We start from the raw sequence: 22,542 nt of genomic DNA, 5'->3' as shown, positions 1-22,542 counted from the left end.
TCCTTGTGGTTTTAATCTGTTTGTTTAAAGCGTTCTGGATGTTAATAGCTTTAAATTTTCTTTTGAAATACGGTGCCCGAATTCAAACAAAATTAAGCCAAAAATTACCAGGCCTGCACCGGTTAGGATACGGCTATTAAGCGGTTCATTGTTCAATAAATAGCCTAAAAAGAGCGCCATAATCGGTGTGATAAGTGTGATTAGCCCTAGCCGAATGGCATCGATGCGCTTGAGCACATAATAATAAAGAATAAATCCGACCAAAGAGCCAAACACACCAAGATAAGTAATGGCCCAAAAAGATTTTTCAGATAACTGGGGTAACTGATAAAGGTACTGCGGGTGAATCAGTAGATAAACAAAGCTCGTCAGCCAGACTGCGGCGGCGACAATATGAGTGTTCGGCACGCCATGGTTCAGTTTCTTGACCAGCACAGTGCTGAGGGAATGAGAACTCGCACCTAATACCGCCAGGCTCATGCCTAACAAGAGTTGCTGATCTGGTGCAAAGTTGAGTTTAGGGATAAAAATAATTGACAGTCCTGCGAAGCTCACCAGTATGCCGATGTATTTGCTCAATGTCAGTTGTAAGTTTTTTAACAAAATGAAAGCAAACACTCCGGTTAAGATAGGGGTCAAGCCAAAAATAAGCGAAATCCAGCCAGAAGGCATGGTCTGGGCAGCATAATACATCGGTGTCATTCCTCCCAGCATCCCCAAGGTCGCTGCCAAATAGATTTTGATGTCTCGCCAATGGAAAGAAAAGCGAACACGAGTCATCCATATCAGAATCGGGATAATCAGAATTGCACTGATTAAAATGCGACCAGCCACCCCGACGAACCAGTTGTCATGACCACTCCACTGGATGGCCAACGGCGTTGTTGCCCAAATTAAAATGACTGCAAAATAAGCCAATGCCACTTTCATTGAAATGTAAAAATCCTTGTCACTAAATAGGTCTTTGAAAGATAAAAAGTTAATTTCGGGTTGATTTAAAGCAAGAGTTTTTAGGTGTGTAGCTCAAAAATACCTTGTTGTCGGTTTTTGCTGACTTGGCTGGCTTCAAATAATTCACCGTTCATTGCAATATAAATCCCTGAAGAAGCGAGTTGGGCAGCCATTAATGCTGTGCCAAGGTTGAAAGAAGCATCCGATTGATTAAGCTGAAAAGGGCGCATTGCTCCTGTTAAAACCACGGTTTTATCTGTCAGTTGACGCGAGTTTTTCAGGAATAAGGCGGTATCGGTCATGGTGTCGGTTCCATGAGTAATAACCACTCTATCCGTGGCGCTTTCCAGACAAGCGTCGAGAATTTTCTGTCGATCTGAGTCCAGCATCTCCAAGCTGTCTTTGAGCATTAAAACGTTCAGTTTAATTGGCAGGGTGCTGTTCGCTTCTTCCAGTAATTTAGGTAAGTGGGTTTCAGAAAAAATCAACTCACCGCTGGTGGCCTGATAATCTTTGTCCAAAGTGCCACCAGTGACTAGAAGTGTAATAGGTTGAGGAGATGCTTTCATTCGGTTTGGAAACTAAATTCGTTAAAGTTGAAAAAAGTTAGTTTAAGGTTGACGTAAAATACCAGTGACAATGCCCAATATTTCTATATTTTCATTAGTAATGTAGATCGGTTCCATGTCAGCATTGGCTGGTTGAAGTCGAATACCGTTTTTTTCAATATAAAACTTTTTCATTGTGACTTCTTCATTATTGATGCGAACCACGACGGATTCACCATTTTCAGCCGTTGAACGGCGTTCGATGATGACAATGTCTCCGTCTTCAATGTTTTCCTCAATCATGGAATTCCCTTTGACGCGAAGGGCAAAGGTTTCTTTGCGGACCATGCTTTGAGGTACGGAAACCGTGTCGTAATCCATTTCCATTTGAATGGGTTCCCCAGCGGAAGTCCACCCGAGTAAAGGAACCTGTACAAAATCATATTCCACCAACTCAACGGGATCAGCGGCTTCCAGTTGTAATTTTTGATTACGTTTGGGAATAAGATAAGCAACATTCGACATGGTTAAATCCTATTTAAAACTTGAATGAGAGTATCATCATAGCGGGAAAAACAAGATTATGGAAGCACCTTTTTAAAGGGTTTGACTTCCACTTTTTCATACACGCCTGCCGCCAAATAGGGGTCGGCATTTGCCCAGGCCTGAGCTTCTTCGATAGAGTCAAACTCCGCCACAATTAAACTGCCAGTAAATCCGGCTTCGCCTGGTTCGTTAGAATCAATGGCTGGATTAGGTCCCGCCAAAACCAAGCGGCCGGCTTCGGCCATTTCGTTTAAGCGAGCGATATGGCCTGGGCGTGCTTTTGCACGTAATGGTAAGCTGTCTTCAACATCATAAGCAAAAATAGAATATAACATAGGGTTTTTCCTCTAACGACGGTCTAAATTATGACTTTTTAGAATCATGTTTCGTTTCAACCACAGAGTCCAGCTCCACTTCAGCAAGGGTTTCAATGGTGTTGTCCATAATCTTCTCTTCCGTTTCATCCACTTGATCTGTGTCGGTAGATTTTATGAAGCGACTGATATACACCCCTTGAATTAAGATAAAGGCCAGTGTTAACCCCATCAACCCGAAGAGTTTGAAGTTGACCCAGGTATCTGTATCGTACTGATAAGCCACGTAAATATTGGCAATTCCTGAAAAGATAAAGAAAGCGATCCACATGTAGCTGAGTTTTATCCAAGCTGCATCTGGTAAAGAAATCGCCTGATCCATCATTCGACGGATAATCGGTTTTTGTCCAATAAAATGACTGCCCAAGAAAACCAAAGCAAACCCCCAATTAACGACGGTTGGTTTCCATTTGATGAACGTTTCGTCTTGCAGAACTAAGGTCGCGCCACCGAGAATCACAATCAGTGCCAGCGTAATAATGTGCATCTTTTCAACGCGTTTGTTTTTAGCATAAACGTAGGCTACCTGAACAATTGATGCAACGATTGCGACGGCAGTCGCGACATAAATGCCGTAAAGCTTAAAGGCGATAAAGAAAAGAATGACGGGAAAAAGGTCAAATAATAGTTTCATTGGAATACTTTTGTGCTGTGTTTGATAGAATAATAAAAAGAGTGGTTTTTCGTTAAAGTCTGACAACTCTCTCAATGAGTATAAAGCAGCATTTTATATGGGATTGCCCGTGAAAGAAAGGTAAAGCCGAGTGTTTTACGATTTTAGTCACGCTTTTACTCTGTATTCCCTTTTTCTTAGGAGCCTTATGAAAGTCGATTTTCATTGTCACACCAGTATTTCTGATGGGGCGTTGACACCCAAAGCATTAGTAGATCTTGCCAAGGAAAAAGGCATTACAACACTTGCCATTACCGATCATGATACGACTCATGGCTATGAGCTCATTAAGGATTATGCAGTGGAGCAAGATCTTGAGCTGATTGCAGCCTCAGAAATTTCTTGCCAATGGAAAGGGCACACCATTCATATTGTCGGATTAGAGGTCGATATTGATAACCCGGTTTTAAAAGCAGGTTTGAAAATGAATCGAATCAAGCGTTGGAAACGAGCATTTGAAATAGACATTAAATTTCAGCGCCGAAACTTGAATGGAATTCTCGAAAATATTTTACCGAAAATTCAAGAGGGTATGATTGGAAGAAATCATTTTGCACAGGCTTTGATTGAGAAGGGGGTTGTCAAGAATCAGCGACAAGCATTTGATAAATATCTCAAAAAAGGTCGCCCGATGTATGCAGAGGTTAACTGGCCCGAGCTTGAGGAAGTCGTCGGCTGGATTAAAGCTGCCAATGGCATCGCGGTGATTGCTCACCCTCATATTTATAAAATGACTTCCAACAAACTGAATAAAATGATTGAAGATTTCAAAGCCGCTGGCGGGCAAGCAATCGAAGTGGTCAATCAGCCTAGAGTATGTGCTGAGCAAACCGGTATGGCAGATCGTGCAGAGCGGTTTGAGCTATATGCTTCAATGGGGTCGGATTTTCATCGTCCAGAGCATACTTGGCGAGGATTGGGATGGTTGGCACCTATGCCAACAAAATGCACTCCAGTTTGGGAATTATTCGAGACCCCGATCACTACGTCTTAGTTGCGCATAATGGCCGGACTATACCGGATTCACTGGTATGATTCATAAGGGTTTCGTGTATAATTCGAATACGCCTAAAAAGCGTTGGTTTTTTACAAGAATATAGCCTTTAACCGGATTAAGATTGTGCGTAAAGATTGCTTATACATTTCAGTTCACCCTGAGAACCCTCAAGAAAGATTATTGTTGCAAGTTGTTGATGTGCTCAATAAGGGCGGAGTAATCGCTTATCCAACCGAGTCAGGGTACGCGCTTGGCTGTCTACTTGATAACAAAGAAGGCGCAGATCGAATTCGTGCCATCCGTCGCCTAGATGAAAAACATCACTTTACACTTGTGTGTCCTGATTTAAGCCATTTGTCAGCTTATGCAAAGGTAGGTAATGTTCAATTTCGTTACTTAAAATCGCATTTACCTGGCCCTTATACTTTTATTCTACCCGCGAGCCGTGAAGTCCCTAGACGCTTACAGACGCCTAAGCGCAAAACAATCGGATTGAGGGTGACGCCTAATGTCGTTACCAATGCATTGTTGTCCTTCTTTGATAAACCATTGATTTCGGTTTCGTTGATTTTACCAGGAGAAGAGCTTCCGATGACTGATGGCTGGTCTATTCAAGAAACCTTGGGGCATGCGTTAGACGCAGTTTTAGATGGTGGTTTTTGTGGATTTGAGCCAACTACTGTAATTGATTTCACAGACGATGTGCCCGAATTGATTCGTCAGGGACAAGGCGAATTTAAAGAGTAAATTCATTATCTTGTGTTGAAAAGTTCATAGGATAAATGGCATGTTTAAACATTCGAGGCAGATATGATTGAATTAACAGTGATGCAGAAAATTGCGATATGGACGATTCCTGTTCTGATGGCCATTACGTTGCATGAAGCAGCTCACGGTTGGGTGGCTTCTAAGTTAGGGGATAAAACCGCTTTAATGCTGGGACGTGTTACGTTAAACCCTTTAAAGCATATTGATCTTATCGGAACCATTGTGGTGCCAATTACTTTATTAATACTTGGTGGATTTGTGTTTGGCTGGGCGAAAGCGGTGCCGATTAACGCGCGTAATTTTAAAAATCCATCTGCCGATATGGCTTGGGTGGCGATTGCAGGGCCGCTTTCCAATTTTCTCATGGCCATTGGATGGGCCTTTATTGCGAAGTTAGGGTATGACTTATCTGCAGGTGGCGCATCGCCAGACAATATTGGACAATTCCTAACCTATTCCGGTATGGCGGGGATTGCCATTAATTTAGTGCTGATGGTGTTGAACATGATTCCCATTCCACCGCTTGATGGAAGTCGGGTTTTATCTGCTCTGCTACCAGCCCGTGTAGCATATTCATATAACCGTTTAGAGCCTTATGGCTTCTTTATTTTATTAGGTCTCTTGCTTCTTGGTGTGCTTGGCCCTATTATCTCTGGCCCGTATCAAGCATTACAGGCTTATTTACTCCAAATGGTAGGACTATCGTCATGACGACATCATCTTCAAAAACAGCTTCTTCTAAAAAACCAGCCGGAGAAAAGTTGCAAAAAATACTGGCCCGAGGTGGGTTTGGTTCTCGTCGTGAAGTGGAAAAACTCATTGCGCAAGGCCTGGTCAAAGTGAATGGTAAAGTCGCCACACTGGGAGACCGTGCCTTTCCAACGGACACCCTCAAAGTAAACGACCAGCTGGTTAAAGAAACCCGCCTTGAAAAACAGCCTACGCAGGTCATTCTTTATAACAAGCCAGAAGGGCAGGTGTGCTCCCGTAAAGATGAAAAAGGGCGTGAAACCATTTTCACCAGCTTGCCAAGAATCATCAATAGTCGCTGGATCAGTGTTGGTCGCTTGGATATCAATACTTCTGGGTTGTTGATTCTTACCAACAACGGTGAACTGGCAAACCGATTGATGCATCCTTCTTATGAAATGGAACGAGAATATTCCGTACGAGTGTTTGGTGAAGTGTCCGATGAGATTTTGAATCGCCTTAAAAAAGGCGTCAAGTTGGAAGACGGTTTTGCCAAATTCGAAAGCATTGGCAAAATTCCACAACAGGAAGAAGAGTCTATTAATCAATGGTATCGCGTGGTAATCAAGGAAGGGAGAAACCGTGAAGTGCGCCGCATTTGGGAGTCACAAGGCGTGCAAGTCAGTCGCTTGGTTCGAACGCGTTATGGGCAATTTTCGTTGCCACGTAATTTGCGCAGAGGTAAAAGTGAACCTTTAACCTGGAAGCAAATCAACCAGTTGCTGAAATCAGTCGATTTACCTGAAGAACCTCGTCCGGATTTAAGAAACAACCCAGCCAAAGCGAAAAAAATGTCTGCTAGACATGCCGAACCGTTTAAGAAAGAGACTGGGCGCGGGAAATACAAAGAAAAAGGTGAAAACCACCGTGAAGAAAAATCTAAGCCAAGATCGACACGACGTCGTTAACAGTAATCGCTAAAAACAGCCAGGCCTGGCTGTTTTTTTACAGTTTAATATATTGAATTTGCAGACCCTTTTAGAATAAATAATTGAAACCGACTATGATGAATAAAAGTATTGTTACCAACTTAATCAGTTTTTTACTATTAGTGTCAGGTGTTGTGCTGGACAACCAATGGCTATTAATGATTGGTTTATTTGCCTTATCGGGTGCCATTACCAATTGGCTCGCGATTTATATGTTGTTTGAGAAAGTTCCCGGCTTAGTTGGCTCGGGGGTGATTCCGGCACGATTTGAAGAGTTTAAATCTGCTATTCGTCAGTTGATGATGGAACAATTTTTCAGTCAGGAAAACATTGACCGGTTTGTCAGCCAAAGCGGCAAACCTAATTTACATTTGGCGCCTGTGATTGAAAAGGTGGATTTAACACCAGCTTTTGATCGGTTGGTGGATGTGATAATGAATTCTAGTTTTGGCAGCATGTTGGGCATGTTTGGTGGGGCGGATGCATTAACCCCCTTGAAAGAACCTTTTATCACCAATATGAAATCATCTCTGATTGAAATGACAGAAAATGAGCATTTTGTAAAATTATTGCAAGATGAGATCGATCAACCAGATGTGATGGCAGAAATTCGAGCCAAGGTAGAAACCATCATTGAAGCACGGCTCGCAGAGCTCACGCCGCAAATTGTAAAATCCATGGTACAACAAATGATAAAAGAACATTTAGGCTGGCTTGTTGTCTGGGGGGGTGTTTTTGGTGGTTTGATAGGCTTTGTGTCCACGTTTTTCATCGTTTAATCTATCGAAAAATTCCTTTTCACTTTTGTTATGGTCTAAAAAGAGTTGTAACAAAGTTTGACAGAACTTATACTCATAAAGGCAGGTTATTCATTCTAAACAACCTATAAGGAGTCAGAAATGAGTGATATCGATATTGGAATTATTGAAAAAGATCGTTTGAATACGGCAGAAGGATTAAAGCGTTTATTAGCTGATTCCTATACTTTGTACTTACAAACACACTACTTCCATTGGAATGTCACCGGACCCCAGTTTCGTGAACTGCATCTGATGTTTGAAGAACATTACACAGAGCTTGCGATCGCTGTTGATGATATTGCCGAACGTATCCGAACATTGGATGTCGTTGCTCCGGGAACTTATAAAGCTTTTGCAAAACTGACTTCGATTCAAGAAGTAGAAGACATTCCTGACGCCATGAAAATGGTCGATCTTTTGACAAAAGGTCATGAACAAGTTGTCAAAACGGCAAGAGAAGTCTTAAAAGTTGCGGAAGAAGCGAATGATGAATCCAGTGCCGCACTGGTATCAGATCGTATGCGTGTTCATGAAAAAACCGCTTGGATGCTTCGCGCAACTCGTCAATAAACCTGTTAATGAATCTTTCTTATTAAAAGGCCACCTCTGGGTGGTTTTTTATTCTGCCCTTTTTTTATTAAGCGGATTTAAAAGGAAATATTATGTCCGACCTATCTGAAGCACTTAATATGGATTTCACCCAAAAAGTGGTTGTGGAGACCGAAAAGTTGGCTTGGGTCGGTAGTCGTGCAGACAATGTATTGCGCAAACCACTGGAAAGGGAATTTGCTGAATCGGGCAGGGCGACCAGCATCGTTCAATTCTTTCCTGGTGCCAGTTTTCCAGCACATCAACATGGTTTAGGTGAAGAAATCTTAGTGTTAGAAGGCGTTTTTTCTGATGAAAATGGTGATTATCCCGCCGGCACTTATCTACGCAATCCTCCTGGTTCAATTCATTCGCCGCACTCTAAAGAAGGGTGTGTCATCTTTGTGAAACTGGAACAGTTCTCTCCAGAAGACACCGAGCAGGTGGTATTGGATACCAATCAAGCCGCGATGCAGCCGGGAATCGGTAATTTAGAAGTGTTAAGTTTGCATAGCTTTCAGACCGAACATTCTGCGCTGGTATATTGGCCGCCGGGTGAAAAGTTCCAACCGCATCATCATTGGGGGGGCGAAGAGATTTTGGTTTTGAAAGGCGAGTTTATTGACGAGCATGGCCGTTATCCAAAAGGCACATGGATTCGAAGCCCACACTTAAGTTTGCATGACCCTTATGTAGAAGAAGAAACTTTGATTTACGTCAAAACAGGACATTTGTAAGAATAAAAAAGGGCTTTGAGCCCTTTATTTATTATGAAAACCCAACTTACTGCCTCTTTCAGGTCAAATAAGTCATACAAACGCCATACGAACACAAATTACTTCGATTCTACAATGGGGGTTTTACGGTATGGGTAGTTTTTCAATCTAATGTCGCCCCGCTTAATAGGGTTGGTGAATGTTTTTCCTTTATCAACCCAATCGTCCCATTTGAAGTTTTTAATGACCTTTGCTTGATAGCTTTCATGCAAAGGATGACTCAGCACGTCGTTAATATGCTTCCATTGATAAAAGCGCAAAAGGTCTACTTGGTAGGGTGTCGGGTGTCCCTTTGAATTCTTAACCTCTTTTTTAAGGTTGATAACTTCCTGCATATTAACTTTAGGCGTCCATTTTATTTTTCCAGGAAGAACGACAGGCTCTCCAGGGATATTATTAATGCCTTTTTTCCAAGTTGCCAGAACAGCAATTTTAGTATCTTCACGATACAAAAGAACAGCATGGTTGTAATTCTTGTTTTTAAAAAAGCCAAGATTACCATATTGAATGCGTGCTCCAGTCAGGAATGCAACTGCATCTGACCAACATGGTCCCGTTCCTGAAATCGCTTTTAAAACACTTCTGTCTATGATTCCATCAGGAAAAAGGATCTCAAAAGCCATTTTCATACTATTGGCGGCATGTGTTGTTCCCTCGCAATCATGACCATGCCATTTAATCATATCTTTAATCGTTACGGCATAAGTGCGTTGATAATATCGTCCTTGAGTTCCCCTGGTTGCAAGAATCTCAAAAACAGGGGCATACGGCATTGCGACCATTGGAGCATACCAGGTAGGGGTACGATCTGGCTTAGTGACGCCCGTTTCTATGAAGATATTAACCCCTTGTTTATAGGTGGGTTCTTGTGCCTGGCTAGAGGCATTAAGACAGATTAACAAAATGGCTCCTAAATAAAATGGGTTTATATTCATTACTACTTCTCCTTTTGAATTTAATTAACTCAGCCCTTATGATTAACCATAAGGGGTATGTCGGGTGCGAGAAGATATGCTCAGCGCCGTTACAGTGATCATAATCAGTGCAATCCCGACAATTTGCGAACTGACCAGAGTTTCATTTAAAACCAATACGCCGAATAGGGTAGCGGTGACAGGTTCGATCATTGCCACCACTGAAGCGGTGGTCACCGCAGTCCGCTTTAGACCAATAAAATAAACAATGAACGACAATCCCGCGCCAAGTACGCCAAGGGTTACAAACAGTGGCCAATCTGATGTACTCAGTACTAAAACCATCTGCGCCTTATTCCCCAGTCCTATAAGAACGACAGTAAGTGTCGCGAATGCAATTACCAGAATCGATTGAGGGCTGCCGTATGCGCCAGCATACTTGAAGCCGAAAATAAAGATGGCGTAAGACACCCCCGCAAGTAGTCCGGTGACCAATCCGGTTAGAGTGACATCCTCCGATTCAATATCGTAAATACGTGTGAGCAGTCCAATTCCAAGCAGAACCAATGCAATCGCAACGCCCTTGGAAGCGGTGAATCTTTCGAGTTTGAGTGCAGATGAAACAAGGTAGACGAACACGGGTGCGCAATACATTAAGGTTGCCGCAACTGCGACGCTGCCTTCAGAAATGCTCACGAAGTAGAATGTGAAGTTACATGCAATGCCGAGACCGGCAAGAGCTGACCAAAACCACAATATGGGATTTGATAATCCACTGCTGCGTGGTCGAAAGGCTAACCAGGCAAGCACAAATAAGAATCCAATGGCGCCTCGGTAGAACGATACCACCAACGCATCCCAGCCTTCGGCCATGAGAATTGCACCAATGCCTCCTGAGATTCCCCAGCATAAAGCCGCCAACATCACGAAAGTCGTAGATAGACTCGTCATTTGCGCTCCTTAGGACATGGTGAAACATGGATGACGATGGTGTTTCGTTAAGTATCGCTCCGCAAACCTCTGGCTGTCAATACCAATCATAAACTGACCCGAAGACTTTTCTAACTGACAATACGTGTTTAGTTATCAATCTGTTTCTTGAACCGTTGATTTAGTGCCAAAGCTTTTTTATTTAAAATCTCTTCATGTGAGTACGTGGTGGTACCTTCATCGCATTTGATATTTTCTGTGCCCGTGAATATTCTCTTGAAGGTTTTGAAGAGGGTTGCACAAACCCTTGTGTAGAAGAGGCCTTGAATTATGTAAAAAAGGCATTTATAAGGCCGGCAAAGGATAGAGTTATGGGCATAAAACCACCAGGCCTGGTGGTTTTAAAGGGTAAATGAAAAGGGAATCCTTGATTATTGGAGCGGTAAATAGATATCGGTGATCAATTCATCTTCAGGCATTTCACCATTTAAGTTGGTGTAATGGAAAAAGCACGGAAAATCCCTTAGCTCTTCACTACTGTTAGGTAACCAGTTGCAATAAAGATGACGTACTTTATCGCCAATGGTCTTTAAACTCCCTTCATGACGTAATACGGCGCACTTTCCTCCTGGGATTGTTTTGTTGACTAACCCCTGTGCATTATCAGGAATGGTTTTTGTCACTTCTGCACATAGATCAAACCTAAAATTAGCAGGCTCAACTGTATCTGGATCATCATATACCAGCCCAAAACTTCTATGGCTAGTAACAGGAGAGTAAGGGGTTGTCTTTCGCCACTCTCGGAAAATTTTAAGTGAGTTTTCAATTTTTTCGGCTGGCCCTCTATGTTCCAATGCCGCAATCATAGTGTGCTCAAATTCAATCAGATCAATATTCATAACGATATTCCTCTCAATAATAGGTTGGGCATACTGGGCACGCCAGTTCTGCCAATTAGGTGATTGTCTAAACTGAGAAGGCGTTTGACCAAATGTGTTTTTAAAAGCTCTAGAAAAAGCTTCTGGACTTTCAAAGTTAGCTTCCAGTGCGATATCAATAATCCGCATCGTTTGATTGTAGGCCAGTTGTTGTGATGCACGTTTCAATCGTTGCATCAAAACAAACTTGCCGACCGTCATCCCCGTATAGCTTGAAAACTGTCGATGAAAATGAAACTTTGAAAAACAAGCCACTTCACTTAATTTTTCAATCGATAGATCATCATTGATATGAGCTTGAATATAATCATAGACCTGTTCCATACGGTTGGCGTAACGTTTAACAGCTTGTTTACTCATAATTGGGTTTGCCTCCTAAGTCGAAGACATTGTGAGGTTTTGACTGAATGTAAGCCTGATTGAAATTGCTGAACTTACTCAATTTTATTTATTAAAGAAATCAGCATTAAATTATATGAATATATAAGATTATTATCTACGTAATTGCTAGTAGATAAGAGGGTTTTTTCAGAACATGTTATGCTAAATATGAATTCAACAGGAGTATCACAATGATTTTTTTTCAAACCAAACATCATGCTGATGTCAGTATGTTTGACGATATTGCGCTGAAGTTGATTAGCTTAATGGGACACAGTGCAACTGTGCCTGGCGCATTAACCGAAGAAGAGGTTGAGCAGGCAATGAATAAATTAAGTGATGCGCTCGAAAGTCCTTCGGCTCAATCTGGAGATGATTGGGAAGATGATTCGGTGAGTTTAGCGCATCGTGCACAGCCTTTATTAGAATTATTGGATGCTGCGCACCGTAATCACGATCACGTTATCTGGGAAAAATCGTTACGTTAATTTAAAAATTACTCTTCTGAACGAAAACCTATCAGAAAGATTTTCAAAACTCTTTTAATATTTTTGAACGGATGCTTTGACAGTCATTTCAAAATGAGTGGGAAAAATGTTGTTTAATGGCTGATGTCGTAAGTTAAATTTTAAAGATAAGGTTTTGAACTTGTTCTTAAAAAAGCACAAATGACATAAATTCCTTTTGTTCAAATCAAACTGCCAGCCCTTCCTTTAAAACTGTTGTCAGAGTGTTAGAGAGGTTGTCCTTTAAAATATTTTTTAGTGATGCGCTTTAAGGCGGTTACTTTTAGAGGGGGTTCTTTTTTTAAAAGAAAAACCAAAATACTAAAAATAAAAAGGATGAATCCATGTTGAATCTTTCAGCTCGTGAACTGTTTGCTAAATTATTTTCGTTATTGTTCTACAGCCTATCGGCGGCCATCGTGGTGTCAATGTTGGTGATCGTGTTTGATGATATTCGAAATGGCACGGATCTGATGCAGATTTTAATCAAGCTCATCAACGGCGGTATTATCTCTTTGGCAGTGTTTGAATTGGCAACGGTGATCTGTGCTGAGTATGGCAGCAGTGCCGCTGAGCATGGGGTCATTACAATGTTAAGACGCACTTTACCGCGTTTTATTGGAACTGTGTGTGTGGCGTTATCGCTAGAAGGGTTGATCATGGTCATCAAGTACAGTCAATTAGACCTTGCTGGGAATTTATATTATCCTGTCGCTATTATTATCAGCACGGCTTTCTTATTGGCGGCTTTAGGCGTTTTCTTAAAATTAACACCGCCAGATGAGCAGTCAGTAAAACATTAATTGGCAAATGGAGTCTTCATGGCGATCTTTTCGATTTATCTTTTCCCTGTTTGGGTGTTAATTTTTTCTGCTTATGCGTTGATTTTTCCCGAACCGCTGGTTGAGATGAAATCGTCCATTGTTCCGCTGTTAATGGCGGTCATGCTTGGGATGGGAATGACGTTACGCTGGCAGGATTTCGTAGACGTGTTGCAGCGCAAGACTGCAGTGATGTTAGGGGTTGGTATTCAGTTTGTGGTGATGCCGTTAGCCGCTTTGGGGCTCTCGAATGTGTTGAACCTCTTTGAAGAATTAACCATCGGGTTGATGTTAGTGGGCACGACAGCTGGGGGTACGGCTTCCAATGTGATGACGTATCTGGTGAAAGGCAATGTGGCTTTATCCGTGAGTATGACACTGATCTCAACGCTGTGTGCGATTGTGTTACTACCGTTTCTCACTTGGTTTTATTTGGATGAGACGGTTGCTGTACCCGCTTGGGAAATGGTGGTGAGTTTAATTCAGTTGATTTTGTTGCCCATTTCCCTGGGAGTGTTGCTCAATCACTTTTTCGCCAAACCGTTGCAGTTGATTCAACCTGTTTTACCGGTGTTCTCGATGTTTGCGATTATTTTTATTATTGCGATTGTCGTGGCGTTGAACCATCTGCAACTACAAAGCGTTGTTTGGGTGTTGGCTTTGGCAGTGATAGCACATAATGCGATTGGTCTAATTTCAGGATATGGCATCAGTAAGCTGGTAGGGTTTGATGAAAGAACCGCGCGCACAGTGGCAATCGAGGTTGGTATGCAGAATTCTGGACTGAGTGTGGCCTTGGCATTGAAATATTTCACGGCAATGAGTGCGTTGCCAGGGGCGCTGTTCAGCGTGTGGCATAATATTTCAGGATCGGTATTAGCCGCATACTGGCAAAGAAAAGACCAAAAACAACATCAGAACGATCAATCATAAAAACAAAAAAACCACCAGGCCTGGCGGTTTTTATGACTCTAATTTACAAGTTGGTCTTTTGCTAAACTCAATAATGTGGTGGCGGTATTTCTTCACTGGGTAGCTTTATACCTGAGCTACTTTCATCTTTTAAGGCTTTAAGAATGTCGGAAAGTAATCGAATTTGGGCCTGTAGTTGCTGAATTTCTTGATGCTGTTTTCCCAGTGTTTGATTGAGATGTTCAATCACATCTTCCTGGTACGCAGAGCTAACCTCTAATTGATGTATTTTATCAGTTAAATCAATAACCTGTTCTTTTAATGCGTCAACCATTCTAAGACCTCTTTTTGTGTGTTTTGTGCATGCTCTAGCAAGACTCTATCCTGCACCGGGCTTGTCAGTTTCAGGCAGGCTTCATACAGTTCATCGCGGCGAAAGTAATGACACTGAATGTGGTCACCCACTTGATGTCGTCTTAAAAAATCTTCTAACCCTTGAATGTTGCTGATTTTGAATCCATTCAGTGCAATGATCTCATCACCTGAAGCTAATCCGGCTAATTTGGCTGGTTGGTCATTCCAAGTATGGGTCAGTCGAACGGTTTGATGCTCGGTGTTGATTAAGTTTGCTCCCAATTGTGGAGGGAAGTTTTTCTGCTCGGTTTTGCCACCTGGATCTTTTACGTTAATCGCAGGTCGAAGGGTAAAATCAATGCCGAACTTAGCAAATAAAGATTCAAAAGGAATGTCTTCTGTACCGAATAAGTGGCGGTCAAAAAAGTCGGTTAAATCGATGCCGGACACTTCTGAACAAAGTGCTTCGATTTCACCTTCTTGAATACCTTTACGGGTGACGCCATATCTTTGCCATAAAGTCAGGAGAACATCATCCAATGATTTTTGGTTGTTGGTTCCGGCTCGAATGGTTAAATCCAATCCGAGAGCCAATAAGCTACCTTTCGTGTAGTAGCTGACAATTGCATTAGGTGCGTTTTCATCCTGTTGGTAGAACTTGGTCCAGGTCATGAGGCTGGATTCCGCCACAGATTGTTTAAAGCGACCTGGCATTCGATAGACACGTGTCATTTCTTTCGCAAGCCGATCCAGATAAGTGTCATTGTCTAAAATGCCGGCGCGGTTAAGGATTTGCAGGTCGTAAAAAGAGGTAATGCCTTCAAACCACCACAATTGGTTTGTAAAAACAGGCTTATCCAACAACGGCGCTTGGTAAACATCAGGGCGAATGCGTTTAACGTTCCAGGTGTGAAAGTATTCATGGGAGCAGAGCTCTAGGAATTGAGTATAGCCATCGGTGGTTTTTTCGTCGGTAAGGTAAGGCAGGTCGGTTCGAGCACAAATCAGCGCTGTCGAATCCATATGCTCCAAGCCGCCATAATCCTTTTCTGTGACAGTAACTTGAAATAAATATTGTTTAACCGGATAAGGTTTGCCAAACAAATTAAGCTCGGTTTCACAGATTTTAGTTAAATCGTTGATTAGTCTTTCTTTATCCAGACGATCGAATTCAATACGCCCTGTCAGTGCCATGCGGTGTGGAATGCCGCAGGCGGTGAATTCTAAGCAGTGGAAGTTGCCCATTTCAACGGGGTATTCAATTAAGTCTAAATAATTCTGAGCGACATAATGCCCATAACCAAACGCATCGGTTTGTTGTTGGGGAAGGGTGGTCGCAACTTGCCAGTTTTCTGTTCGAGCATGTTCGGATCGAACCAGCTCGACATGACATGGTTTTTCTCGTTGATTATCAACTGCCAAAAAGGCCGAGGTGCCGTTAAAGAACGCATGAGTGGTATCAAAGTGAGCGCCTCGAACCGAAAGATCCCAGGCATAAACTTCATAAGACAGCGTGACCGCCTCATTAATTGGCTCCAGTTGCCAAGTTGATTTATCGATAGGGGTTAATTTAAGAGGAACACCAGAAGCGGTTTTAGCATGTAAGCCAATAATATGCTTGGAGAAATCACGAATTAAATAACTACCGGGTATCCAGTTCGGCAAACTGACGGTTTGACCTTTTGAGTCGGGAGAAGCAATTTCAAGTGTGACTGAAAATAAGTGGGCGTTTGGATTGGCTGGGCTAATTCGATACTGGATATCCGGCATTGTGAAGATTGTCCTCTTAAATGAATCGTTCTATAACTGTTAAAGATATTTATTTTAATCATTGTATTATAAAGTCAAAGTTTTTACTTATTGGTAATCCTAAGCATCAAGCATCTGATTAAACAGTCAGGCTATGAGAAAGGGGCGGATTTAAAGCCACAATCAGGGGGGTGCGGATTGAGTAATTCAATAAAGTTTTCTAATAAAAGATGCAGTGATATTTTCAATTCAGCACACAATCGAAAGGATATTCCCTTTATAATATGCCTACATTTTTGAATCTTTGTCTTTGTTAGGAAGACGACCAAATTATTTAGGAGAATTTTGTGGTCAAAACTCGCTTTGCTCCCAGCCCAACAGGCTATTTGCATATTGGTGGCGTTCGTACGGCGCTTTTTTCATGGCTTTATGCTAAGCAGAAAAAAGGGGAGTTTACCTTACGTATTGAAGATACGGATTTAGAGCGTTCAACTCAAGAATCTGTTCAGGCGATTCTAGATGGAATGGCGTGGTTAGGCCTAGATTATGATAAGGGGCCTATTTACCAAACAGAGCGCTTTGATCGTTATAAGGCCGTTATTCAGGATTTGATGGATCGTGGTTTGGCTTACTACTGTTATGCCTCACCTGAAGAGTTGGACGAAATGCGAGAAGCACAGAAGGCCCGAGGTGATAAGCCGCGTTATGACGGACGCTACCGTGATTTTGATGGCACGCCACCAGAAGGGGTGAAACCTGTTATTCGATTCAAAAACCCAGAAGATGGGGACGTGGTGATTGACGATTTAGTGAAAGGTCGAATCGTTGTTGCCAACAAGGAATTAGATGACTTGGTCATTGCGCGTTCCGATGGTACACCTACCTATAATTTGACGGTTGTGGTGGATGATATGGATATGGAAATGACGCATGTGATTCGTGGAGATGACCATATCAATAATACGCCTCGTCAAATTAATCTTTATAAAGCTTTGGGAGCTGAGCCGCCAAAGTTTGCGCATATTCCAATGGTGTTGGGTGAAGATGGTAGTCGTTTGTCAAAACGTCATGGTGCGGTTTCGGTTTTGCAATATAAAGAAGATGGGTTCTTGCCGGAAGCACTGCTTAATTATCTGGTTCGTTTAGGCTGGTCATATAAAGATCAGGAAATCTTTACGATTCAAGAAATGATCGATTTATTCCAATTGGAATCAGTCAATGCCTCACCATCAACCTTTAACATGGAAAAGTTGTTGTGGATTAACCAACAGCATATTCAAATGACGGACATTGATAATTTGGTCAAAAACCTAAAACCGTTTATGGATCAAAAAGGGATTGATACCGAAAAGGGTCCAGAATTGTCTCATGTCGCAAATTTATTGCGTGAAAGGGCGAAAACGTTAATTGAAATGGCGGACAGCGCAGCGTATTTCTACCAAGACTTTACCGAGTTTGAAGCTGGAGCTGCTAAAAAGCATTTACGTCCCGTGGCGGAAGAGCCATTACGTTTGGTGCAAAAGAAGTTTGCGGAGCTATCAGACTGGAAAGCCGGTAAAATTCATGAAGCCGTTCATCAAGCGGCGGAAGAACTTGAAATTGGTATGGGAAAAGTAGGGATGCCTTTACGTGTTGCGATTACAGGGGGCGGTCAATCTCCTTCAATAGATGCGACGGCAGAATTGATTGGACAGCAGAAATGCGTGGCACGTATTGACTTGGCTTTACAAGCAATCGAAGAAAGAAAGGCGAACAGCTAGTTGAAAGGGCTGATGAAGTTTAAGAGTCAGGTATTATTCTTAATACTGGAAATTTGACTGTTTTTTAAGCAAGTTTTCATGAAAAGTAAAAAGTATGTCACTTTTGTTAAAAAATGCTTGACCACTCTCGTCAGTTCTATATAATACGCGCCATCAGCTCAAGGGGGCTATAGCTCAGCTGGGAGAGCGCAACACTGGCAGTGTTGAGGTCAGCGGTTCGATCCCGCTTAGCTCCACCAGAACTGATTATTTTCCTTAGTTTTAAGACCACTAGGCCGGACTTAAGTAAGAGCTGAGAAAAATACTGGGAAACCAGAAATACATTGGATTAACACTGTTAATCAACTTTGTGTCCCGTTCGTCTAGAGGCCTAGGACACCGCCCTTTCACGGCGGTAACAGGGGTTCGACTCCCCTACGGGACGCCACTACGCGGGAATAGCTCAGCGGTAGAGCACAACCTTGCCAAGGTTGGGGTCGCGAGTTCGATCCTCGTTTCCCGCTCCATATTTAAGTGGGATGAATTGTCTACTTCTAGGTCAGTAGGTTAAGCACTTCATCTTGCTGCTTGTTGAAATACAGGCACGAATGACAAGTCATTCAAAACTTGTCCCGTTCGTCTAGAGGCCTAGGACACCGCCCTTTCACGGCGGTAACAGGGGTTCGACTCCCCTACGGGACGCCAATTCTGAAAGCTCGTTTATCGCTTGATAAACGGGCTTTTTTTATGTCTGTCGCTTTTCAAATTCTCTTCATTTATTTTCAAAATAATTCATCGTTCCCAGCGCCTTTTAAATCGGGTGTGCTTTTTGCTTTATCGCTGTCATAACGGTTTAAATTAATTAAAAAAATTAGGATTAAACTATCATTTTAGTACTGAGTTATTAAAATGAAGTTGTCGTCTTTTTGCGTACTTACTTGGGGGTGTTATGTCTAAAGCAGATATTGGTTTGGTTGGGTTAGCGGTAATGGGACAGAACTTGGTGTTGAACATGGCTGATCATGGATATCACGTTTGTGTCTATAACCGTTCGAAAGAGAAAACAGATGACTTTATTCATAATCGTGTTGAAGATCGTCCAGTCTCAGGAGCGAGTACGCTTGAAGAGCTTGTAGGGTGCTTGAAAGCGCCCAGAAAGGTGATGTTAATGGTTAAAGCCGGAGATGTGGTTGATTCATTTATTGATCAATTAGTGCCTTTACTTGATAAAGGGGACATGATCATTGATGGTGGAAATTCTCTTTACACCGATTCCACTCGACGGACGCAAGCTTTAAAGGAAAAAGGCATTTTATTTGTTGGTACGGGGGTGTCTGGTGGTGAAGAGGGGGCACGAACGGGCCCGTCAATTATGCCAGGTGGAAACCTAGATGCCTGGGCATCGGTGAAACCGATCTTTCAAGACATTGCTGCAAAATCTGACAATGCACCATGTTGTGACTGGGTGGGCCCTGAAGGTGCAGGACATTATGTCAAAATGGTGCATAACGGAATTGAATATGGGGACATGCAGCTCATCACGGAAGCCTATCAATTAATGCGAGAAGGGTTAGGGTTGTCTGCGGATGAATGTCATCAGGTTTTTTCTGATTGGAATCAAGGCGTATTGGATTCTTACTTAATTGAAATAACAGCTGATATTTTGAGTTTTAAAGACAAGGATGGCGAACCACTCGTTGATAAGATATTGGATGCGGCCGGGCAAAAGGGAACAGGGAAGTGGACTGGTATCAGTTCATTGGAACTGGGAATGCCGTTGACATTGATAACCGAATCGGTTTACGCACGGTGTTTGTCAGCACTGAAAGCAGAAAGAATCGCCGCCTCTAAACTTTATCCAAGAAAGCCGGCTGTTTCAGAAGCCGACAAAGACGCGATGCTACAAGCCATTCATGATGCGTTGTATGCTTCTAAAATTATTTCTTACGCACAAGGGTATATGTTGATGTCGGAAGCAGCGAAAGAGTTCGATTGGGAATTGAATTATGGTGGCATTGCATTAATGTGGCGGGGCGGTTGTATTATTCGAAGCACTTTCTTGGCTGAAATTAAAAAGGCTTACGATGAATCGCCAAACCTTTCAAATTTGCTAAGAGCGCCATTTTTTGAAGATGCCATTAAGAACGCAGAGGATAATTGGCGAAAAGCAGTCATTTTCGGTATTGAAAACCAAATTCCAACACCGGCGCTCAGCTCGGCATTGGCCTTCTTTGATGGGTATCGCAGTGAACGTTTACCGGCTAATCTGTTGCAAGCCCAACGTGACTATTTCGGCGCCCATACGTATGAAAGAGTCGATGCACCGAGAGGAGAATACTTTCATACGGACTGGATTCAGTCCGGTGGCAATGTGAGTTCAAGTACATACGAGGTGTAAGAATGTCTGAAGCGTGTACATATGTGGTTTTTGGCGCAACAGGGAATCTGTCTCTGACTAAATTGATGCCGAGTTTCTATCATCTTGAACAAATTGGTCGTCTTGCCGAAGGGGTTAAAATTTTAGCGATTGGACGCCGTCAGTGGGATAAAGACAAGTGGATAGAGGTCGTGAAAGAAGCGATTGGGCCGAAAGCACGAGGAGGGTTAGATCCGGAAATATTTCAGCGTTTTTGCGAGCGCTTGGATTATTGCGTGATGGATATTGAAAATGGCGAGGCTTATCCCGCCATGTACGACAAAATTCTTTCTTCAGGCTGGTCCAATAATATTGCGTATTATTTATCACTCGGCCCAGGAAGCTTTGCCAGCGTGGTTCGGTATTTAGGCGAGGCGGGCATGTTGCAAGAAAGGGATGGTTGGAAACGCGTGGTGTTGGAAAAACCCTTCGGGTTTGATTCTGACAGTGCCAAACAACTGCAAGCACAATTGAATAAATATCTTAAAGAAGAACAAACTTATCGTATCGACCATTATCTGGGTAAAGGAATGGTGCAAAACATCATGGTGTTCCGTTTTGCAAACCTGTTGATGGAACCTTTATGGAATCGTAACTTCATAGATCACATTCAGATTACACATGCGGAAGATAAACCAATAGGAACGCGTGCCGGCTATTACGATTCCAGTGGCGCCATGCGCGATATGATTCAAAGTCATTTATTACAATTGATGGCGCTGGTGGCAATGGAACCACCGGCTTCAATGGATGCAGAAGACCTACGTGATGAGAAAGTAAAATTATTGAAATCGATTCGTCCAATCGCCAAAAAGAATGTCAAAGCACAGTCTTATCGCGCGCAATACACCGCGGGGGAAATAAATGGTCAGGCGGTCCCCGCTTATTTAGATGAGCCGGGCATGGCGCCGGACAGTGTGACAGAAACTTATGCGGCCTTGAAGTTATATGTTGATAATTGGCGCTGGGCTGGCGTACCTTTCTATATCCAAACGGGTAAGAATATGCCCAAAAATAAAACAATGGTTTCAATTTGTTTTAAGCATTCTCCTAAGCAGTTTTTTAGAGAGTCACAAGTGAAGAAAATGCACCCAAACTGGATTATTTTCGGCATACAACCGGATGAGTCCATCAAGGTTGAAATGATGGCAAAACAACCTGGCCTGGAAATGAACACTCAACAAATCAGTCTGGATGCTGCAATGCGACCTGCCGGAATCGATTCGAATGATGCTTATGAAGAGCTGCTACTGGATGTGATTAAAGGCGACCGTTCTTTGTTTCTTCGTTATGATGAAGTTAAAGCCGCTTGGAAAGTTGTGGATCCAGTCATCGAAACCTGGGGGATGGAAACGGCGTATATCGATACCTATCGTTCTGGAACTTGGGGGCCGGAAGGTGCCAACAAGCTGTTTGACCACCCAGAAGAACAGGGCTGGCGCTATCATGTACATCCTGAGGTGGATTAATGCAAAATTTACCGGAAAATTGGACTGTATTTGAGTCAGCCGAACTTGTGGCGCAAGCTTTAGCAGAAACTTTGTTGGAGTTGGCAGAAAAAGCGATTGCCGTGCGTGGAGAGTTTTTGTTAGTAACGGCAGGAGGAACAACGCCTCAACGTTGTTATGAAATTTTATCGACCAGGGAAGCAGATTGGCAAAACTGGCATATCTACATGGGCGATGAACGCTGTTTACCAGCGGAAGATAAAGATCGTAATAGTGTTAATTTAAAGCAGGCCTGGCTATTTTTTGGCAAAATTCCATCCGATCATATTCATTTTATTCCAACCGAATTAGGCTCTGAATTAGCTGCTGAATCGTATCAAAAACTTCTGACCGATGTTACTCGTTTTGACGTCGTGTTATTGGGGATGGGGGAAGATGGTCATACCGCGAGCTTATTTCCGGGTCACGCATATCCCGGCGGGAAGGCGGTGGTGATTGAGCATGATTCTCCCAAACCGCCATCGGAAAGAGTGAGTTTGTCTTTTCAGGCCTTGAGTAAAAGCCGTTATGTTTTTAAGTTGATAACTGGAAAAAATAAGCGTAATGCCGTGCACCAATGGCTGTCTGGAGAACCTTTACCGATTCAAAAGGTAACAGGGGAACAGACTATGGTTTGGCTGGATGAATCGGCTTTACAGTTAAGCTCTGAAAGCAAGGTACAAAGGTAGTCTAGT

At 42.6% G+C, this 22,542-nt stretch carries 24 protein-coding genes and 4 tRNA genes; 18 read left to right on the top strand and 10 right to left on the bottom strand.

Features of this window, described 5'->3' with window-relative positions:
* Positions 1-24: 24 nt before the first annotated feature.
* The 5 genes from GHNINEIG_RS06540 to GHNINEIG_RS06520 form a co-directional block, all read right to left on the bottom strand.
* A complete protein-coding gene (locus GHNINEIG_RS06540) occupies positions 25-930 on the bottom strand; it encodes a DMT family transporter (protein ID WP_135795898.1) in 906 nt (301 codons plus the stop codon).
* An 80-nt stretch (positions 931-1,010) separates the two neighbouring features.
* Positions 1,011-1,520: an asparaginase domain-containing protein gene (locus GHNINEIG_RS06535; RefSeq protein ID WP_135795897.1), complete on the bottom strand. Its 510-nt coding sequence runs from the start codon at positions 1,518-1,520 to the stop codon at positions 1,011-1,013.
* Between the two features lie 42 nt (positions 1,521-1,562).
* Complete coding sequence (lexA, locus tag GHNINEIG_RS06530) at positions 1,563-2,024, bottom strand: transcriptional repressor LexA (protein WP_135795896.1); 462 nt, start codon at positions 2,022-2,024, stop codon at positions 1,563-1,565.
* Between the two features lie 56 nt (positions 2,025-2,080).
* Positions 2,081-2,380 carry a YciI family protein gene (locus GHNINEIG_RS06525; protein ID WP_135795895.1) on the bottom strand — a complete coding sequence of 100 codons (300 nt, stop codon included), beginning with the start codon at positions 2,378-2,380 and terminating at the stop codon, positions 2,081-2,083.
* A 28-nt stretch (positions 2,381-2,408) separates the two neighbouring features.
* Positions 2,409-3,053, bottom strand: coding sequence for a septation protein A (locus tag GHNINEIG_RS06520; protein ID WP_135795894.1), 645 nt, complete (start codon positions 3,051-3,053; stop codon positions 2,409-2,411).
* Between the two features lie 187 nt (positions 3,054-3,240).
* Here GHNINEIG_RS06520 and GHNINEIG_RS06515 point away from each other — a divergent pair, with 187 nt between their 5' ends.
* The 7 genes from GHNINEIG_RS06515 (at position 3,241) to GHNINEIG_RS06485 (ending at position 8,661) form a co-directional block, all read left to right on the top strand.
* The gene (locus GHNINEIG_RS06515; RefSeq protein ID WP_135795893.1) at positions 3,241-4,086 is read left to right on the top strand and encodes a PHP domain-containing protein; all 846 of its coding nucleotides are present in this window, start codon (positions 3,241-3,243) and stop codon (positions 4,084-4,086) included.
* Positions 4,087-4,212: 126 nt separating this feature from the next.
* Positions 4,213-4,836: an L-threonylcarbamoyladenylate synthase gene (locus GHNINEIG_RS06510; RefSeq protein WP_135795892.1), complete on the top strand. Its 624-nt coding sequence runs from the start codon at positions 4,213-4,215 to the stop codon at positions 4,834-4,836.
* A gap of 63 nt (positions 4,837-4,899) precedes the next feature.
* The gene (locus tag GHNINEIG_RS06505) at positions 4,900-5,568 is read left to right on the top strand and encodes a site-2 protease family protein (RefSeq protein WP_135795891.1); all 669 of its coding nucleotides are present in this window, start codon (positions 4,900-4,902) and stop codon (positions 5,566-5,568) included.
* Positions 5,565-6,515, top strand: coding sequence for a 23S rRNA pseudouridine(2605) synthase RluB (rluB, locus tag GHNINEIG_RS06500; RefSeq protein WP_135795890.1), 951 nt, complete (start codon positions 5,565-5,567; stop codon positions 6,513-6,515). The genes GHNINEIG_RS06505 and rluB overlap by 4 nt, the downstream gene beginning before the upstream one ends.
* Before the next feature lie 95 nt (positions 6,516-6,610).
* A complete protein-coding gene (locus tag GHNINEIG_RS06495) occupies positions 6,611-7,315 on the top strand; it encodes a DUF445 domain-containing protein (protein ID WP_317616022.1) in 705 nt (234 codons plus the stop codon).
* 120 nt (positions 7,316-7,435) lie between these two features.
* Entirely contained in the window at positions 7,436-7,906 is a 471-nt protein-coding gene (locus GHNINEIG_RS06490; RefSeq protein WP_135795889.1) for a Dps family protein, read from the top strand.
* Positions 7,907-7,998: 92 nt separating this feature from the next.
* On the top strand, positions 7,999-8,661 hold the full coding sequence (locus GHNINEIG_RS06485; RefSeq protein ID WP_135795888.1) for a cupin domain-containing protein: 663 nt from the start codon (positions 7,999-8,001) through the stop codon (positions 8,659-8,661).
* Between the two features lie 98 nt (positions 8,662-8,759).
* Here GHNINEIG_RS06485 and GHNINEIG_RS06480 read toward each other — a convergent pair whose 3' ends face one another.
* The 3 genes from GHNINEIG_RS06480 to GHNINEIG_RS06470 form a co-directional block, all read right to left on the bottom strand.
* The gene (locus tag GHNINEIG_RS06480) at positions 8,760-9,635 is read right to left on the bottom strand and encodes a formylmethanofuran dehydrogenase subunit E family protein (RefSeq protein ID WP_135795887.1); all 876 of its coding nucleotides are present in this window, start codon (positions 9,633-9,635) and stop codon (positions 8,760-8,762) included.
* A gap of 42 nt (positions 9,636-9,677) precedes the next feature.
* Positions 9,678-10,487 carry a DMT family transporter gene (locus GHNINEIG_RS06475; RefSeq protein WP_262982076.1) on the bottom strand — a complete coding sequence of 270 codons (810 nt, stop codon included), beginning with the start codon at positions 10,485-10,487 and terminating at the stop codon, positions 9,678-9,680.
* 488 nt (positions 10,488-10,975) lie between these two features.
* The gene (locus tag GHNINEIG_RS06470) at positions 10,976-11,842 is read right to left on the bottom strand and encodes an AraC family transcriptional regulator (protein ID WP_135795885.1); all 867 of its coding nucleotides are present in this window, start codon (positions 11,840-11,842) and stop codon (positions 10,976-10,978) included.
* A gap of 212 nt (positions 11,843-12,054) precedes the next feature.
* Between GHNINEIG_RS06470 and GHNINEIG_RS06465 the strand changes: the two genes are divergently transcribed.
* The 3 genes from GHNINEIG_RS06465 (at position 12,055) to GHNINEIG_RS06455 (ending at position 14,123) form a co-directional block, all read left to right on the top strand.
* Entirely contained in the window at positions 12,055-12,351 is a 297-nt protein-coding gene (locus GHNINEIG_RS06465) for a DUF1840 domain-containing protein (RefSeq protein WP_135795884.1), read from the top strand.
* A 362-nt stretch (positions 12,352-12,713) separates the two neighbouring features.
* Positions 12,714-13,172 (top strand): hypothetical protein, encoded by a 459-nt coding sequence (locus GHNINEIG_RS06460; RefSeq protein WP_135795883.1) that lies wholly within the window; start codon positions 12,714-12,716, stop codon positions 13,170-13,172.
* A gap of 18 nt (positions 13,173-13,190) precedes the next feature.
* On the top strand, positions 13,191-14,123 hold the full coding sequence (locus tag GHNINEIG_RS06455; protein WP_135795882.1) for a bile acid:sodium symporter family protein: 933 nt from the start codon (positions 13,191-13,193) through the stop codon (positions 14,121-14,123).
* A gap of 67 nt (positions 14,124-14,190) precedes the next feature.
* Here GHNINEIG_RS06455 and GHNINEIG_RS06450 read toward each other — a convergent pair whose 3' ends face one another.
* Positions 14,191-14,436, bottom strand: coding sequence for a SlyX family protein (locus tag GHNINEIG_RS06450; RefSeq protein ID WP_135795881.1), 246 nt, complete (start codon positions 14,434-14,436; stop codon positions 14,191-14,193).
* On the bottom strand, positions 14,421-16,226 hold the full coding sequence (locus GHNINEIG_RS06445) for a M61 family metallopeptidase (RefSeq protein WP_135795880.1): 1,806 nt from the start codon (positions 16,224-16,226) through the stop codon (positions 14,421-14,423). Before GHNINEIG_RS06445 ends, GHNINEIG_RS06450 begins: the two co-directional genes overlap by 16 nt.
* 326 nt (positions 16,227-16,552) lie before the next feature.
* Here GHNINEIG_RS06445 and gltX point away from each other — a divergent pair, with 326 nt between their 5' ends.
* From gltX to pgl, 8 genes are all read left to right on the top strand, one after another.
* Positions 16,553-17,965, top strand: a complete 1,413-nt coding sequence (gltX, locus tag GHNINEIG_RS06440; protein ID WP_135795879.1) for a glutamate--tRNA ligase — start codon at positions 16,553-16,555, stop codon at positions 17,963-17,965.
* 163 nt (positions 17,966-18,128) lie between these two features.
* A tRNA-Ala gene (locus tag GHNINEIG_RS06435) sits at positions 18,129-18,204 on the top strand.
* 112 nt (positions 18,205-18,316) lie between these two features.
* Positions 18,317-18,392, top strand: a tRNA-Glu gene (locus tag GHNINEIG_RS06430).
* A 4-nt stretch (positions 18,393-18,396) separates the two neighbouring features.
* Positions 18,397-18,471, top strand: a tRNA-Gly gene (locus tag GHNINEIG_RS06425).
* A gap of 102 nt (positions 18,472-18,573) precedes the next feature.
* Positions 18,574-18,649, top strand: a tRNA-Glu gene (locus GHNINEIG_RS06420).
* 244 nt (positions 18,650-18,893) lie between these two features.
* Entirely contained in the window at positions 18,894-20,342 is a 1,449-nt protein-coding gene (gene gnd / locus GHNINEIG_RS06415; protein ID WP_135795878.1) for a decarboxylating NADP(+)-dependent phosphogluconate dehydrogenase, read from the top strand.
* A 2-nt stretch (positions 20,343-20,344) separates the two neighbouring features.
* The gene (gene zwf, locus GHNINEIG_RS06410; RefSeq protein WP_135795877.1) at positions 20,345-21,829 is read left to right on the top strand and encodes a glucose-6-phosphate dehydrogenase; all 1,485 of its coding nucleotides are present in this window, start codon (positions 20,345-20,347) and stop codon (positions 21,827-21,829) included.
* Complete coding sequence (gene pgl / locus GHNINEIG_RS06405) at positions 21,829-22,536, top strand: 6-phosphogluconolactonase (RefSeq protein ID WP_135795876.1); 708 nt, start codon at positions 21,829-21,831, stop codon at positions 22,534-22,536. Before zwf ends, pgl begins: the two co-directional genes overlap by 1 nt.
* Positions 22,537-22,542 lie beyond the last annotated feature (6 nt).

It is taken from the genome of Hydrogenovibrio crunogenus (assembly GCF_004786015.1).
GTDB lineage: Bacteria > Pseudomonadota > Gammaproteobacteria > Thiomicrospirales > Thiomicrospiraceae > Hydrogenovibrio > Hydrogenovibrio crunogenus.
Note: the sequence above shows the minus strand (reverse complement) of the source record. Positions and strands in the feature narration are given on the sequence as shown.

Bases quoted from the DNA above. Each gene is read 5' to 3' on its own strand.
- pgl (WP_135795876.1), top strand. From the start codon at position 21,829: ATGCAAAATTTACCGGAAAATTGGACTGTATTTGAGTCAGCCGAACTT.
- GHNINEIG_RS06515 (WP_135795893.1), top strand. From the start codon at position 3,241: ATGAAAGTCGATTTTCATTGTCACACCAGTATTTCTGATGGGGCGTTG.
- zwf (WP_135795877.1), top strand. From the start codon at position 20,345: ATGTCTGAAGCGTGTACATATGTGGTTTTTGGCGCAACAGGGAATCTG.
- GHNINEIG_RS06540 (WP_135795898.1), bottom strand. From the start codon at position 930: ATGAAAGTGGCATTGGCTTATTTTGCAGTCATTTTAATTTGGGCAACA.
- GHNINEIG_RS06485 (WP_135795888.1), top strand. From the start codon at position 7,999: ATGTCCGACCTATCTGAAGCACTTAATATGGATTTCACCCAAAAAGTG.
- rluB (WP_135795890.1), top strand. From the start codon at position 5,565: ATGACGACATCATCTTCAAAAACAGCTTCTTCTAAAAAACCAGCCGGA.
- GHNINEIG_RS06495 (WP_317616022.1), top strand. From the start codon at position 6,611: ATGATGAATAAAAGTATTGTTACCAACTTAATCAGTTTTTTACTATTA.
- GHNINEIG_RS06490 (WP_135795889.1), top strand. From the start codon at position 7,436: ATGAGTGATATCGATATTGGAATTATTGAAAAAGATCGTTTGAATACG.
- GHNINEIG_RS06505 (WP_135795891.1), top strand. From the start codon at position 4,900: ATGATTGAATTAACAGTGATGCAGAAAATTGCGATATGGACGATTCCT.
- GHNINEIG_RS06475 (WP_262982076.1), bottom strand. From the start codon at position 10,487: ATGGCCGAAGGCTGGGATGCGTTGGTGGTATCGTTCTACCGAGGCGCC.
- gnd (WP_135795878.1), top strand. From the start codon at position 18,894: ATGTCTAAAGCAGATATTGGTTTGGTTGGGTTAGCGGTAATGGGACAG.
- lexA (WP_135795896.1), bottom strand. From the start codon at position 2,024: ATGTCGAATGTTGCTTATCTTATTCCCAAACGTAATCAAAAATTACAA.
- GHNINEIG_RS06535 (WP_135795897.1), bottom strand. From the start codon at position 1,520: ATGAAAGCATCTCCTCAACCTATTACACTTCTAGTCACTGGTGGCACT.
- GHNINEIG_RS06470 (WP_135795885.1), bottom strand. From the start codon at position 11,842: ATGAGTAAACAAGCTGTTAAACGTTACGCCAACCGTATGGAACAGGTC.
- GHNINEIG_RS06445 (WP_135795880.1), bottom strand. From the start codon at position 16,226: ATGCCGGATATCCAGTATCGAATTAGCCCAGCCAATCCAAACGCCCAC.
- GHNINEIG_RS06480 (WP_135795887.1), bottom strand. From the start codon at position 9,635: ATGAATATAAACCCATTTTATTTAGGAGCCATTTTGTTAATCTGTCTT.
- GHNINEIG_RS06465 (WP_135795884.1), top strand. From the start codon at position 12,055: ATGATTTTTTTTCAAACCAAACATCATGCTGATGTCAGTATGTTTGAC.
- GHNINEIG_RS06520 (WP_135795894.1), bottom strand. From the start codon at position 3,053: ATGAAACTATTATTTGACCTTTTTCCCGTCATTCTTTTCTTTATCGCC.
- GHNINEIG_RS06455 (WP_135795882.1), top strand. From the start codon at position 13,191: ATGGCGATCTTTTCGATTTATCTTTTCCCTGTTTGGGTGTTAATTTTT.
- GHNINEIG_RS06450 (WP_135795881.1), bottom strand. From the start codon at position 14,436: ATGGTTGACGCATTAAAAGAACAGGTTATTGATTTAACTGATAAAATA.
- GHNINEIG_RS06525 (WP_135795895.1), bottom strand. From the start codon at position 2,380: ATGTTATATTCTATTTTTGCTTATGATGTTGAAGACAGCTTACCATTA.
- GHNINEIG_RS06460 (WP_135795883.1), top strand. From the start codon at position 12,714: ATGTTGAATCTTTCAGCTCGTGAACTGTTTGCTAAATTATTTTCGTTA.